Below are 13,837 nucleotides of genomic sequence, written 5' to 3'. Positions count from 1 at the left end.
GATTTCAAGCGGCAACCCTGCAGCGTTACGTTTGTTTCACAGCCCGACCGGGCAAACCAAGCAAACGAACACGAGGGTTACCGCCATGAACTTCAATCTCTTCTCCGTTATCGCCGCCTCCGCCATTTCCGCCACCGTAGTACTGCCTGCCGGTGCCAACGTCGAAATCGCCGAGAAAAAATCCCACACCCAGAGCTACACCCAGAAATACCTGCAACAGAGCGCCAACTTCTACGCCGCGCTGGATCACAAAACCCAGGCCTGAAATTCCCGTCACCTGAAAAGGGCTGTCGAAGGCTGCGATCTTTTGATCTTCAACGTCAAAAGATCGCAGCCTTCGACGGCCCTTTTTGCGCGCGCTCAGCACCCGATCGTTCCCACGCTCTGCGTGGGAATGCCTCTAGGGACGCTCCGCGTTCCAATGGGACGCAGAGCGTCCCCGGCTGCATTCCCACGCAGAGCGTGGGAACGATCAACTGTGCGCGGCATTCGGTCATAGGTTTCTTCAAGCGAGGGAATAGAGCGGGTAAATAATCGACGAAGCTGATGTTTACTATGGCAAACCCTGAGTGGTTGCTACGGCTTTTTTGATTGATTCTGTGGGCATCGAAACCTGCCTACGGGAGAACACCATGGCCAGCGCAATCCTTCACTCCGCCAAACGCGGCGCCTACCTGGCCATTGGTGTGTACCTGGCCGTGGTGCTGTTTGTCAGCATCGCCTCGCAGATGGAACACAGCTTCGACGCGCCTATTGACGTCGCTCATCCCGGTGTCCAGTTCGAAGTGCGCTCGCAGAGCGTCATGGTCGACCGGGCCGAACTCGCAGGAGTCGGCGGCGCATGAAAGGCTACAGACTCTGGGTGATCGCCGGTCTGGCGTTCTTCACCAACGGCACTTCGTTACTGGGTATCGGCCAAGGCTCGGTCGGCGCGCTGGCCCGGGCCATCGAGGTCAATCACAGCATCGCTCACAACATCGAACGCGCCAACACGCTGGGGCTGATGGCCGGCAATCCTCCGGCCAAGATCGCGGTGGATTTCCTCGGCCCGTTCGAAGTCGATTGCATGGCGCTGGGCATGTGCCAGGTGCTGGCCTGATCGGTGATGATCGTCCCACGCTCATCGACTGATCGTTCCCATGCGCAGCAAAGGAATGCCTCAAGGGACGCTCCGCGTTCCAGCTCTGGAGTGGACGCGGAACGTCCGGGGCTGCATTCCTTTGCTGCGCATGGGAACAGTCAAGTCAGGAAGTTCGAGCTACTTCTTCATAACCGACGTAAACAGTTCAGACTCGAGCAACCGCTGCAACCATCCCTGCAAGGCTACATACGGCGTCTGCGCAAACCACTCGCGATCAACATGGGCGAACTGGCGAATGAACGGCAGCAGGGCGACATCGGCGAGGCTGAGCTGATCACCCAACAAGTGGTCCTGATCCGCCAGCATCAAGTCCAGCGAATGGGCGATCATTTCGCATTCCATGCGATAGACCTCCATCGGTTTTTCCGGGTAGCGCTCGGCGTACTTGTAGTGATTCAGTGAAGTCTTGAACTGCGTGTCGTTGGTCTCGATCAGCATATTGGTGACGAGCTCTGCGGCGGGGTCGTTCTTCAGGCGCCAGTCGTCCGGATCATGCTGCTCCAGGGCCCAGTGCATGATCGCCAGGCTTTCATCGATCACCCGGCCATTGGCATTGAGCACCGGCACCGTGCCTTTCGGCGACAGTGCGAGCATCTCGGCCGGTTTGTCCTTGAGGCTGACCTCAACGATCTCCACCGGTACGCCTGAGTAGTGCAAGGCCATCCGCGCACGCATCGCATACGGGCAGCGGCGGAAGGAATATAACGTGTTCATTTCACCTCCAGTGTGCTCAAACCATTGCCTTGGCGCTGCACCTGAATTTGCACCGGGATGCGCTCGTGCATTTCCTGCACATGGGAGATCACCGCGACCTTGCGGCCCTGCGCCTGCAGGCCGTCGAGGGCGTCCATTGCCAGTTGCAGGGATTCCGGATCGAGGCTGCCAAAGCCTTCGTCGATAAACAACGATTCGATTTTCAGCGTGCTCGACGCCATCGACGCCAGCCCGAGTGCCAGCGCCAGCGACACCAGGAACGTCTCGCCGCCGGACAGCGAATGCACCGAGCGCAGTTCATCGCCCATTTCCGTGTCCAGCACCAGCAGGCCGAGCATGCTGCCGCCGCGTTTGAGGCGATAGCGTTTGACCAATTGGCGCAATTGCACGTTGGCGTGATGCACCAGCAGATCCAGGTTATAGGCCTGGGCGATCTTGCGGAAAGTGTCGCCGGTGGCCGAGCCGATCAACGCACTGAGGCGCGCCCAGCGCTGATATTCGGCATAAGCGCCGGCGATCTGCTGCGCCAGAGCCTGATTGGCGTTCTGCCGGCGCTGGTCTTCGACCTGCTCGGCGCGCAGTTCGGCGCATTGCTGCTCACTGACGTCGAACTGGTTTTGCAGGTTGGCGAGGGCGCTCGCCAGTTGTTCGGCATCGAGGTTGCCGTTGTGTTGTGCCTGATGATCGAGCAGACGCTGGTCGCGCTCCTGCAACAACACCTGCGCCTGTTCGATGGCTTTTTCGTTGTGCTGCAAACGCTGGCGCAATTCGCTGAGTTGCGTGTCGTCGATCTGCAACAGAGCTTCGAGACCTTGGTCATCCAGTTCCGGATGACGGCCCCGCCAATCGGCGATCTTGCCGCGCAGGTCTTGATCTTCGCTTTGCAGCGCTTGCAAGCGTTCCTGCTGCGCCTTGAGTTCAGCGGCGATCTGCACGAGTTGCGTGCGCACACTTTGCAGTTCCTGCGCGGTAATGGCTTCGCCGCTGCGCGCCTGTTCAACCGCCTGTTCGAGCTGCTGCTGCCATTGCTCGGCGCTGCTGTGTTCGCCGAGCAGTTGCGCGAGTTTTTGTTGGCAGACCTGCTGCTGTTCGGTCAGGCCGTTGAGTTGCGCCTCGGCGCTGTGCAATTGCTGGGCGCGGGTCTGCTGGCGGTCCTGTTCCTTCTCCAGCGTCTGCTGGCGCTGCAACTGTTCGGCCTGTTCTTCCTTGTGCTGATCGAGCTGAGCCAGACGCTCGGCAATCTGCCGGTCGAGTTGCATGAAGGTCGCGGCCGGCTCCTGGCGCAAGGCTTCGAGGGTGTCAGCGGGTAGCAGGCTGGCGAACGCGGCGAGTTCTTCGTCGAGACGCTGACGGTCGCTGCTCAGTTCGCGCTGCTGATTGCTCAATTGCTGCGCGGCTTGCTGATGCGCGGTTTCGGCCTGACGCAGTTGCTGAGTGAGGCGCGCGGCGTCCTGTTGCAGGGTGAGCAGAGCGCTCTGGCGCTGCTCGTCCTGGCTGATGCTCTGGTTCAGTTGCTCGTTTTGCCGGGTCAGCCAGGCGTCGCGCTTGGCCGCGTCCTGATTAAGCAGTTGCGCTGCCAGCGGATGCGCCTCGAGGCTTGGCGCCAAGGCTTGTTGCTGCGCGGCCAGTTGCTCCTGCTGCTGCAGCAGTTCTTTTTGCTGCGCGATCACGCCACCGACTTCGGCGCGCAATTCGGCGAGTTTTTCCTTGAGCTGATCGACCACCTGCTGCGCATTGGCCTGCTCGCTTTCGTCGTGACGACCGAGGCTTTGCAGCAGTGCTTCAGGCTGGTGATACGGATGCTCGTTGCTGCCACAGACCGGGCAGGGCTGGTCATCCTGCAATTGCGCGCGCAACTCTTCGACACTGGCACTGCGCGCCAGACGCTGGCGCTCGAGCAACTCGCGGGTGACGTTGAGGGTTTGCTCGGCGATGGTCAGCTCGGCTTTGTTTTTCACCCCGTCCTGGGTCAGATGCTCGCGTTGTTGCTGGGCGCTGAGCAGGCGTTGTTGCAGTTCGTTGGCGCGCTTGTCGAGGTCCTGTTGGCTGGCCCACAGGCGCGACAGATCTTCGAAGGCGCGCAACTGTTTACGGTTGTCCTGCAGCAACGTACCGAGCAGGCCGATCTGTTCGGCGACGGCATCAGGCTCGGCGCCAGCCTCCTTGAACAACACTTCCAGTTGCTGTTTCTGTGCGGTCAAAGCTTCAGCGCTGCGAGCGGCGCTGGCTTCGAGGCTCGCCAGTTCTGCCTGGCCCTGGTTCAAGCGGTTGCCGATCAGCATCAGTTGTTGCAGGCGATCGCGGTAGGCATTCCAGGCATCGCTCAGCGGTGCCAGATGAGCGCTTTGCTCCAGTTCGCTGGCGATGCGCTGCAGGCGCTCGGCGGCCTCGGCCTGCTTTTCCTGCAAGGCCTGAATGGCCTGCTGGCCGTCGGTGCATGCCTGCTGCGCCGCGAGTTTGGCCTCGGTACTTTGCGCGACCTCCTTGACCAGACGGGCGAGGGTGCTGTGTTCTTCGAAAGCCTGACGCAACAGCGGCGCGTTCTCGCTTTGCTGTTGTTGCGCCTGGCTCAGGGCAACTTTCGCGGCCTCAAGGGTTTGCTCCAGCTGCGTCTGGCGCTCGCTCAATTCGACGTGTTGTTGCGTGTGCGCGGCGATCTGCGCGGCCAACGGTGTGAGCAGTGCATCGAGTTCGGTCTTGCGGGCGAACTGGTGCCGTTGCGGCGCCAGTTGCTCCAGTTGGCTCAGCTTGACGCGCTCACCGGCCAGCGCTTGCCATTGCTGCTGCGCGCTGTGCAATTGCTCGGTGGCGGCTTGCTGCGAATCCTGCAACAGGCGCAAATCCTTGAGCCAGCCGTGCTGTTGTTCGAGTTGTTTGAGCTGTGCCTGTTGCAGCTTCATTTGCTGCTGCGCGGCGTTGCAGCGCTCGTCCAGTTCGGCGCGGGCTTCAGGGGCGAGCGGGGTGACGCCGCTGGCCTGATCCTGCAACAGCTTGTGTGCTTCGCGAGCCTCTTTGGTCTTGTCAAAAGCGCGGCGACCGAGGCGCGTGTACAGCGCGGTGTCGGTGAGTTTTTCCAGCAGCTCGCTGCGATCGTTGTCGTCGGCTTTGAGGAACGCGCTGAACTCACTTTGCGCCAGCAACACGGCGCGGGTGAACTGCTCGAAGTTCAGGCCCAGCGCGGCTTCGAGCTGGGTTTTGTATTCGCCTTTCTGGCTGGCGAGCAACTGATCCTGATCGATGTCGCGCAGGCTCTGCCGACTGGCCTGCAACTTGCCGCCGGCCTTCTCGCGGGCACGGTTGGCTTCCCAACGCGCGCGATAACGTCGACCGTCGACACCGACAAAATCCACTTCCGCATAGCCTTCGCCGGTGCCGCGGCGCAGCAAGGTGCGCGGATCGCCGGTGGCGATTTCGCCGTCGGCGTCGGGGACTTTGGCGTCGCGGCCGGTGTTGTTGAGGCGCGGCACCGCGCCAAACAGCGCCAGGCACAAGGCATCGAGCAGGGTACTTTTGCCGGCGCCGGTCGGGCCGGTGATCGCGAACAGACCGGCGCTGGCCAGCGGTTCGGCAGTGAAATCGATTTCGAACGGACCGGCCAGCGAGGCCAGGTTCTTCAAACGAATGGCGAGAATCTTCATGGCTGCTCGCCCTCCGTCTGTACGTCTTGCAGCAGTTCGGCAAAGTCCTTGAGGGTCTGTTCGTCGACCTCGCTGCCATAGTTGTCGAGCCAGGCGCGGCTGAACAATTCCTGCGGGGTGAGCTGGTCGAGTTCGATCAGCGCGCTGCCATCTTCGGCGCCGTCAGCGCCACGGTTGCCAGCGTATTCAGCGGCGATGCGCACCAGACGCACGGCTTTGCCTTGCAGCGCGGTTTCCACTTGATGACGCAGATCCGGCTGCGGCTCGTCGAGGCGCACGCGCACTTCCAGCCACGGCTGGCGCTGGGTTTCGGCGAGCAGGTCGATGTTCGGCAGATCGGCCAGTTGCAGCAGAATCTCGGCCAGTGGCGCCGGGCCGATGCGCTGCAGATTGACCGAGCGCGGGATCAGCTTCGGCTCGACGCTGACCAACGTTTCACCGTCGAGGACGACATCGAGAATCTGGTGCTGATAACCGATTTCCGAGAACGACAACGGAATCGGCGAGCCGCTGTAGCGAATGCGCTCCTCGCCATTGACCTTCTGCGGCTTGTGCAGATGGCCGAGGGCGACGTAGCTGATGCTCGCACCGAACAGGCTGGCGGGCAGGGCTTCGGCGTTGCCGATGATCAGGCTGCGCTCGGAATCCTCTGACACCGAACCGCCGGCCATGTGCGCGTGGCTGATGGCGATCAGCGCCTGACCCGGTTGGCGCTTGGCGTTGGCCGCCTCGATCAGCCATTCATGCACCTGACCGATACCGCGCAAATAGTTGTCGCCCAGATGCGCACCGGTGACTTCAGCGGGACGCAGGAACGGCAGCGCCAGGCACCATGCGGCGATTTCACCGTTTTTATCCGGCAACGGCAGCAGCAGCCGTTCGGCGTCCAGCTGCCCGTCATCGAGCCACAACACTCGACCCAGCGCATGAGTGCGCAAACGCCGCATCAACGGCGCGGGCAGCTCGATCCGCGAGCCGGAATCATGGTTGCCGGCGATCATCACGATGGTCAGCAACGGCTGCTGTTCGTGGGCGCTGACGATGAAATCGTAGAGGCGTTCCTGAGCTTTGACCGGCGGGTTGACCGTGTCGAAGATGTCCCCGGCAATCAGCAGCACATCCGGCTGCGCCAGTTGCAATTGGCGCAGCAGCCATTCGAGAAAGCACGCATGCTCGAAATCGCGCTCTTGGCCATGCAGGTTTTGCCCAAGGTGCCAGTCGGAGGTGTGGAACAGACGCAAGGTGGACTCCGCTAAAAATCAGGTGAAGGCCGCTGGAAAATGACGGCGGCAAAATAAGGGAAGTTTACAGATTATTGTCGGGGCAGGGCTGTCGTGGCGATCAATGCTGAAGCAACTGCGTGAGGCGCAGTCGTGCGGCCTCGCCACAATCGCCACGAGGTACAGTGAGCGCGGTCACTTCGGATAAAGCGGCGGCAACCCACTATCACCCACCGGATCCTGAACCCGTTCCGCCGGCGGTATCGTGCGGATCGCCCGCCACAAATCCTCACCCTGCCAATGCTGCCCGGTCTCGCTGTACAGCGCGCCGTTCAAACCATCCAGCGCATCCGAAAGCGGCACAAACCGCGCCGCCATGTCCGCCAGTGTCTCCGGCTGCTGCCGCGCCCAAGCATCCAGCGCCTGCCGCGTTGCCTGCGGATCATTCGCCTGACTCGCACGCTTGATGTCGTCCATCAACGTGCGTGGGCTCGGGCCGGTTTGGGCGGCGCGGTGGATTGCCGGTTGCCAGCGGGCGCGCCACCACAGGCCGAAGCCCAGAAGGGTGGTGCAGGCGAGGATCAGGGTGCTGAGTTTCCACCACCACAACACGTCGTTGTCGACGCTGTTCGGTTGCAGGGTGCCGGCCGGGGTGTCGATTTGCAGGCTCGGGTTGTTGGCCACCTGCAGGGTGCGCGCGGGCAGGCTGCTGTGTTCGAGATGGTCTTCGAAGGTGTTCCACCAGACCACGTCGACGGTTGGCAGGTCGATTGCGCCGCTGCGGTTGGGCACCAGCGCTTCGCGCTCTTCGCGGCTGCCGATGAGGCCGCGCTCGCTGCTCTGGTTGCTCAGCACCGGTTGGTCGGGATAGCGGCGCACGCCGGCGACGTCGGTGGCGGGCAGGGGGGGTAATTGCGAGCTGGCAAGGCCTTCGACTTTCAGGGTCAGGCTGCGGGTCAGTGAGTCGCCGACCTGAGTGTGTTCGGGCTCGGGGTTCCAGCTTTCGCTCAGGCTCAGGCTGCGCGCGGGCAGCCAGGGCGCGTCGACCGGGTAGGTCAGCGGTTTCGGTTTTACCGTCAGCGGAATTTCTGCGGAGCTGACGCGCATCAGTTTGCCCGGTTTCGGCCCCTGCGCATTTGCGTCCTGAGATGGCTGCGTGTCGACCAGGGTGGCGCTGAACGTTTGCGGGGCAATGGTCAGCAAGCCGCTGTGCTGCGGATAGATCGCGTAGCGCATCTCGATCACGCCGTGGCGCACACCGTTGAGGTCTTTCTCGTAGGTGCGCGTGTCGCCCAGTTGTTCAATGCGCGCGTCGGCGATGTGCAGCGGGGTCAGGCTGCTGTCGTCGTACAGCGACACCGAATGGTAAATGCGCAGCGTCAGAATCGCTTGGGCCTGCACATAGACGCTGGACTGATCCAGGCTGGCTTCGATGAACACCGGGTCGAGGCTGTTTTTGCTTTCGCGGGTGTCGCTTTCGATGACTTGTACGGTGATCGGCTGGCTCTGCGCCTCGCCCAGTTGCAGCGGCGGAATCACCACGCTGCCGTTTTCTTTCGGCAGCAGGGTGATGATCCAGCGGGTGGTCGCGCGGTTGGCACCGTTGAGGGTGTTCAACTGGTTGACCTGGCGTGTGCCGCGCACCTCGAACAGCGGTTCCAGCGCAGTCAGGTCCGGTTTGCCAAATTGCGTGACGTCGTCAGTTTCGAGGGTGAGCTCGACCGTCTCGCCGGAGTTCAGGCGACTGCGATCCACGCTGGCGGTCAGCTCGGCCGCCTGGGCGGTGGCCGAGCAGATCAGCAGGGGCAGCAAGAGAGCGGTGAAGCGGGTCATCGAATGTTTTCCTGATCCTGATGTTGTTGCTGTTCGTACCAGAATTTGCGCCGCAGCAGTTCCCCCGGGTCGTCCGGGATCTTGCCCAGCCATTGTTCCAATGCCTGACGCTGCTCACCTTCGAGATTATTCTCGCTCGGGCGCAGGGTTGGCACGGTGTCCGTTTCTTCGGCCTCGTTACTGCCTGGCACCTCATTGGGGCCGGGCTGCGGCGGTGTGGCCGGTGGCGGCTCGTTGGGCGACTCGGCCGTCTGCGCCTCGCTTGGGCTTTCGCTGCTGACCGCTGGCGGCGGAGCGCTGGCGGGCGAAGGTTCCTCGCCGGGCAGGCTGGGCTGTTCGTTCGGCTTGCTCTCTGGTTCAACTGGCGGCGGGGCGTTTTTCTGCTTGAGCAGATTTTCCACCAGCGCCTTGTTGGTTTGCGCCGGACGCAGATCCGCTTGCAGTTCCAGCGCCTGTTCATAGGCGTCAATCGCCGCTTCCAGCTCGCCGCTTTTCGCCAAGGCATTGCCACGATTGTAGTGGGCGCGGGCATCGCTGCCTTCGGCGAAGCGCTGGGCGGCGCCACTGTAGTCGCCGGCCTCGTACAACGCCACCCCTTGCCATTGGTGATCTTCAAAATGTTGCGCGGCGTCGGCCGGGCGCTTCTGTTTGAGCAGGTGCAGGCCTTGCTGATCCGGGCGCAACCACAGGTCTTCAAAGTCAAAAGCGTAGCTCGGTTGTGGCAGGCACAGCAGCAACGGCAGGCAGAACAGCCAGCCGCGACGCCCGGCGCACGCGGCGAGCAACAACAGCGGCAGCAGCAGCCAGTAGCCCTGATCGGCCCAGGTGTCGAGGCGCACGGTCTGGCCATCGTCGCGCAAGCTGCGCGGACCGTTGAGCAGGCCGAGCGCGCCGAGGTCGCCTTCGTCCAGCCGTGCGGCGTGGTATTCACCACCGACGCTGTCGAGGAACGCCGCCAGGCCGGGACTGTCGAGTTGCGGGACGCGAATCGCGCCTTGTTCGTCCTTGAGGAAACTGCCGTCCTCCTGAGCAATCGGCGCACCTTCAGCGGTGCCGATGCCGAGCATCAGCAGTTGCGCCGACTGCCCGCGCAGCGCCCGACGTATGCCGTCGCGTTCTTGCTCATCAAGTGAAGAACCGATCAACAGAATCCGCCCCTGGCCGAGCGCACCCTGTTTCAGCAAGGCCAGGGCTTTGCTGACAGCCAGATCGGCGCGGTGACCGCTTTGCGGCATCAGCGACGGTTTCAGCGCATCGAGCAGGTTGCGGCTGGTCGCCAGGTCATCCGACAGCGGCACCAGCGTGTGGGCGCTGCCGGCGTAGACGACGATGGCGGTTTGCGCATCGCTGCGCGCCTGTAACAGGTCGAAGAGCTTGCGTCGCGCCTGCTCCAGACGCGTCGGTGGCGAGTCGGTGGCGAGCATTTCCGCAGTCAGTTCCAGCACCACCACCAACGGATCGGCCGGTTTCTGGCTGGTCTGTTCGACGCGCTCCCAGCTCGGCCCGAGCAGCGCCAGAATCGTCAGCAGCCACGCCACGCCGAGGGCGACCCACGGCAGTTTGCTGTCGCGGCCATTGCCGCCACTGAGCAGGGTGGCGTGGAAGGCCGGCGGCAGAATCATTTGCCAGCGCCCGGCGCGTTTCTGCCGGTGCCAGAGCTGCCAGATCATCCAGCCCAGCAGCGGCAACAGCAGCAGCCACCAGGGACGGAACCAGTGCGGCCAGAGCGCGATCATCGACGCCTCCGCAAGCGCAGGCGCTTGAGGCGCTCGCGCCAGTCAGGCAACGGACTTTGCAGATTCAATTCCTTGTTGAGCAGGCGTTGCAGCGGGTTGTCCGGCCATAGTTCGCGGGCGACCAATAACAGGCTCAACCACAGCGCCAAGGCCAGCGGCCAGTGATACAAGGCCTGGGCCGGGCGCGCCTGGGTCGGTTGCTGAGTCACCGGTTCGAGCTGGTCGAGGGTGTCCTTGATTGCTTGCAACTCGAGGCCATCGTGGGCGCGGAAGTATTGCCCGCCGGTGACGTCGGCGATGGCTTTGAGCGCTGGCTCGTCGAGGTCCAGGCTCGGATTGACGCCGAGCAGGCCGGTGGAGCCGCTGTCTTCGGGGTTGGCGCCGATGCCGATCGGGTAGATTTTCACGCCTTCGCTGGCGGCGAGTCGGGCGGCCGTCAGCGGATCGATTTCGCCACCGTTGTTGGCGCCATCGGTCACCAGAATCAGCACGCGGCTTTGTGCCGGACGCAGGCGCAGACGTTTCAACGCCAGACCGATTGCATCGCCAATCGCGGTGTTCTTGCCGGCGATGCCGATTCGCGCCTCGTCGAGCCAGATGCGCACGGTGCGCCGATCAAAAGTCAGCGGCGCTTGCAGATACGCCTGGCTGCCGAACAGGATCAGGCCGACCCGGTCGCCCTCGCGGCTTTCCAGAAAATCGCCGAGCAGGTGCTGAACCAGCGACAGGCGGCTGACTTCTTCGTCCTGCCACTGCATGTCGGGAAAATCCATCGAACCGGATACGTCCACTGCCACCAGCAGATCGCGACCACTGGCAGCAATCGGCAGCGGCTCGCCGAGCCATTGCGGGCGCGCTGCCGCGACCAGCAGCAGCAACCACAAAAGGATGAACGGCGCCTGTTGCCGCCACGCTGGCAGGTTGGCGCGGGCACGGCGGCGGGCGAGGCCTTCCAGGTCGGCGAGAAAACTGACCTTGAGTGCCGGCTCGCCGCTGTCGGCCACTGGCAGCAGCACCCGCATCAGCCACGGCAGCGGCAACAGCACGAAGATCCACGGCCAGGCGAACTCAAACATGTTTGCGAATCCACGTGTCGACCGCCTGGGTCAGGCCGGCGATGGCTTTGTCGTCGAGTTTGCACTCCGGCTTGTAGGCGCCTTCGACCAGCACCATCCAGCGCGTCAGACCCGCCGCCGGGCAGCGGTTGTCGAGAAATGCCAGCCACTTGCGCCCGTTGAGCGTGTGGCTCTGGCTGTAGGGATAGTGGTTGCGGCACAGGCGTTTGAGCAGGCCGTTGAGCTGCTGCAACCAGGCACCGGCCGGCGCGCCGTCATAGGGCTTGGGCATTTGCGCGAGTTCCGCGAGGGCGGCGACGCGCACCGGGTCGAGCGGTTGTTCGGCGCGCACCACCGGGCGTTTTCTGACCGGAATGAAACGGCGCAGCTTCCACACAGCGAAACCCAGCAGCGGCAACAGCAGCAATAACAGCCACCAGCCCGGCGCCGGCGGCCAGAAGCCGATCGGCGGCGGAGAGATCAGCGGTTGCAGTTGTTCGAGGCCGTTCATCGACCGGTCCCCGGCCGCTGTGGATTGAGAAATTCGCGCATCTGCTCGACCATTTCGCTCTGCGTGCTGAGTGGCATCAACAGCACGCGCAATTTCTGCGCGAGCAATTCCCAGCGAGCGATGCGCGCTTCGGCCTGGGCGCGGTAGGTCTGGCGCAGGTCGAAGTTCAAGGTGTCGAGTTCCAGTTGCGCGCCTTTCTGGGCGAAGCGCAAAAGCCCGGCGGCGGGCAGGGCGTGATCGAGCGGGTCGGACAGCGGCAGCAGCAACAGATCGCAATGCCGCGACAGCAGGCTCAGTTGCTGCTCGGCACTGTCGGACAACGCGCGCTCATCGCAGATCACGATCACCAGACTGCCCGGGCGCAGTACTTCGCGGGCACGGCGCAGAGCCACGCCCAAGGCATCGCGATCCGGCTCGCGCTCGCTGTGCAGCGACTGGTTGACCTTGACCAGCCGGTTGAGCAGTTGCAGCAGGCTTTGCTTGCTGCGTCGCGGCTTGATTTCGTAATGCTCGTTATCGCCGAATACCAATCCGCCGACGCGGTCGTTATGGCCCAGTGCGGCCCAGCCGATCAGCGCGGCCACTTGTGCCGCCAGCACCGATTTGAACATCAGCCCGGAGCCGAAAAACAGCCGCGTGCTTTGCTCGACCATAATGAAGATCGGCCGCTCGCGTTCTTCGTGGAACAGTTTGGTGTGCGGTTCCTGGGTGCGCGCCGTCACGCGCCAGTCGATGGTGCGCACATCGTCGCCGGCCTGATAGACCCGCACCTGATCGAAGTCGACGCCGCGCCCGCGGAATTTCGAGTGATGCAGGCCGATCAGCGGGCTGCGCTGACTCGGCGTGGAAAACAGCTGCACCTCGCGCACGCGGTGACGCATCTCGATCAACTCGGTGAGGTTGATGCGGATACCGGGCTCGGCGGGCAGGGCGGCGTTCATGGGGCTCAAGCGACGGCGACGACGTCGAGAATCCGCTGCACCACGCGGTCCTGATCGATGCCCGCGGCCTCGGCTTCAAATGACAGAATGATGCGGTGGCGCAACACGTCGAACAGCACCGCCTGAATGTCTTCCGGGCTGACGAAGTCGCGACCGGCCAGCCAGGCATGGGCACGGGCGCAGCGGTCGAGGGCAATCGAACCGCGCGGGCTGGCGCCGTAGGCAATCCACTCGGCCATCTCCGGATCGAACTTGGCCGGGTTGCGCGTGGCCATGACCAGTTGTACCAGGTATTCCTCCACGGCGTCGGCCATGTACAAGCCAAGGATTTCCTTGCGCGCGGCGAAAATCGCCTGCTGGCTGACGCGGCGCTCGGGTTTGGTTTCGCCGTTCAGCGCTTCGCCCCGGGCCTGCTGCAGAATGCGCCGCTCGACGGCGGCGTCGGGGAAGCCGATCTTGACGTGCATGAGGAAACGGTCGAGCTGCGCTTCCGGCAGCGGATAGGTGCCTTCCTGCTCGATCGGGTTCTGCGTGGCCATCACCAGAAACAGCGGCGACAGTTCGTAGGTGCTGCGCCCGACGCTGACCTGACGCTCGGCCATCGCTTCGAGCAAGGCCGATTGCACCTTGGCCGGGGCCCGGTTGATTTCGTCCGCCAGCACCAGGTTGTGGAAGATCGGCCCTTGCTGGAACACGAAGCTGCCGGTTTCCGGGCGATAGATCTCGGTGCCAGTGATGTCGGCCGGCAACAGGTCAGGGGTGAACTGGATGCGATGGAACTGGGCTTCGATGCCCTCGGCGAGCTCTTTGATCGCTTTGGTCTTGGCCAGCCCCGGCGCGCCTTCGACCAGCATGTGGCCGTCGGCGAGCAGGGCGATGAGCAAACGCTCGATGAGCTTTTCCTGGCCGAGAATCTGCGTTGAAAGAAAGGTTCGCAGCGCGAGCAGCGCTTCACGATGTTCCATCGGTGACGGTTCCTGCAAAGGGGTGGCCACAGGCGTTCGCTAACGCTGTGGCTGGGGGCGTTACTTTAATCCATCGCGGGGGG

Annotated in this window: 12 protein-coding genes; 3 read left to right on the top strand and 9 right to left on the bottom strand. The window is 63.3% G+C overall.

Going from position 1 to position 13,837, the window contains the following annotated elements; genetic code table 11:
- The first annotated feature begins 85 nt into the window (after window positions 1-85).
- The 3 genes from J3P75_RS16255 (at window position 86) to J3P75_RS16245 (ending at window position 1,099) form a co-directional block, all read left to right on the top strand.
- Window positions 86-265, top strand: a complete 180-nt coding sequence (locus tag J3P75_RS16255) for a hypothetical protein (protein WP_090282941.1) — start codon at window positions 86-88, stop codon at window positions 263-265.
- Between the two features lie 367 nt (window positions 266-632).
- Window positions 633-845: a hypothetical protein gene (locus J3P75_RS16250; RefSeq protein ID WP_090282942.1), complete on the top strand. Its 213-nt coding sequence runs from the start codon at window positions 633-635 to the stop codon at window positions 843-845.
- Window positions 842-1,099 carry a hypothetical protein gene (locus J3P75_RS16245; RefSeq protein WP_208937732.1) on the top strand — a complete coding sequence of 86 codons (258 nt, stop codon included), beginning with the start codon at window positions 842-844 and terminating at the stop codon, window positions 1,097-1,099. Before J3P75_RS16250 ends, J3P75_RS16245 begins: the two co-directional genes overlap by 4 nt.
- 159 nt (window positions 1,100-1,258) lie before the next feature.
- Here J3P75_RS16245 and J3P75_RS16240 read toward each other — a convergent pair whose 3' ends face one another.
- The 9 genes from J3P75_RS16240 to J3P75_RS16200 all read right to left on the bottom strand — a co-directional run bounded on the left by J3P75_RS16240 (window position 1,259) and on the right by J3P75_RS16200 (window position 13,754).
- A complete protein-coding gene (locus J3P75_RS16240) occupies window positions 1,259-1,855 on the bottom strand; it encodes a glutathione S-transferase (protein WP_434707427.1) in 597 nt (198 codons plus the stop codon).
- On the bottom strand, window positions 1,852-5,493 hold the full coding sequence (locus tag J3P75_RS16235) for an AAA family ATPase (RefSeq protein WP_434707426.1): 3,642 nt from the start codon (window positions 5,491-5,493) through the stop codon (window positions 1,852-1,854). The genes J3P75_RS16240 and J3P75_RS16235 overlap by 4 nt, the downstream gene beginning before the upstream one ends.
- Window positions 5,490-6,734: an exonuclease SbcCD subunit D C-terminal domain-containing protein gene (locus J3P75_RS16230; RefSeq protein ID WP_434707424.1), complete on the bottom strand. Its 1,245-nt coding sequence runs from the start codon at window positions 6,732-6,734 to the stop codon at window positions 5,490-5,492. The genes J3P75_RS16235 and J3P75_RS16230 overlap by 4 nt, the downstream gene beginning before the upstream one ends.
- 174 nt (window positions 6,735-6,908) lie before the next feature.
- Complete coding sequence (locus tag J3P75_RS16225) at window positions 6,909-8,546, bottom strand: BatD family protein (protein WP_434707422.1); 1,638 nt, start codon at window positions 8,544-8,546, stop codon at window positions 6,909-6,911.
- On the bottom strand, window positions 8,543-10,282 hold the full coding sequence (locus tag J3P75_RS16220) for a VWA domain-containing protein (RefSeq protein ID WP_434707420.1): 1,740 nt from the start codon (window positions 10,280-10,282) through the stop codon (window positions 8,543-8,545). Before J3P75_RS16220 ends, J3P75_RS16225 begins: the two co-directional genes overlap by 4 nt.
- Entirely contained in the window at window positions 10,279-11,358 is a 1,080-nt protein-coding gene (locus tag J3P75_RS16215) for a vWA domain-containing protein (RefSeq protein WP_434707419.1), read from the bottom strand. Before J3P75_RS16215 ends, J3P75_RS16220 begins: the two co-directional genes overlap by 4 nt.
- A complete protein-coding gene (locus J3P75_RS16210) occupies window positions 11,351-11,848 on the bottom strand; it encodes a DUF4381 domain-containing protein (RefSeq protein ID WP_434707417.1) in 498 nt (165 codons plus the stop codon). The genes J3P75_RS16215 and J3P75_RS16210 overlap by 8 nt, the downstream gene beginning before the upstream one ends.
- Complete coding sequence (locus tag J3P75_RS16205) at window positions 11,845-12,789, bottom strand: DUF58 domain-containing protein (protein ID WP_090282951.1); 945 nt, start codon at window positions 12,787-12,789, stop codon at window positions 11,845-11,847. Before J3P75_RS16205 ends, J3P75_RS16210 begins: the two co-directional genes overlap by 4 nt.
- A 5-nt stretch (window positions 12,790-12,794) precedes the next feature.
- On the bottom strand, window positions 12,795-13,754 hold the full coding sequence (locus tag J3P75_RS16200; RefSeq protein WP_007913915.1) for an AAA family ATPase: 960 nt from the start codon (window positions 13,752-13,754) through the stop codon (window positions 12,795-12,797).
- Window positions 13,755-13,837 lie beyond the last annotated feature (83 nt).

Origin of the sequence: Pseudomonas sp. R1-1, assembly GCF_051132135.1 — a bacterium.
GTDB lineage: Bacteria > Pseudomonadota > Gammaproteobacteria > Pseudomonadales > Pseudomonadaceae > Aquipseudomonas.
The sequence above is the reverse complement of the archived record's forward strand: the minus strand, read 5'-3'. Positions and strand labels throughout refer to the sequence as shown.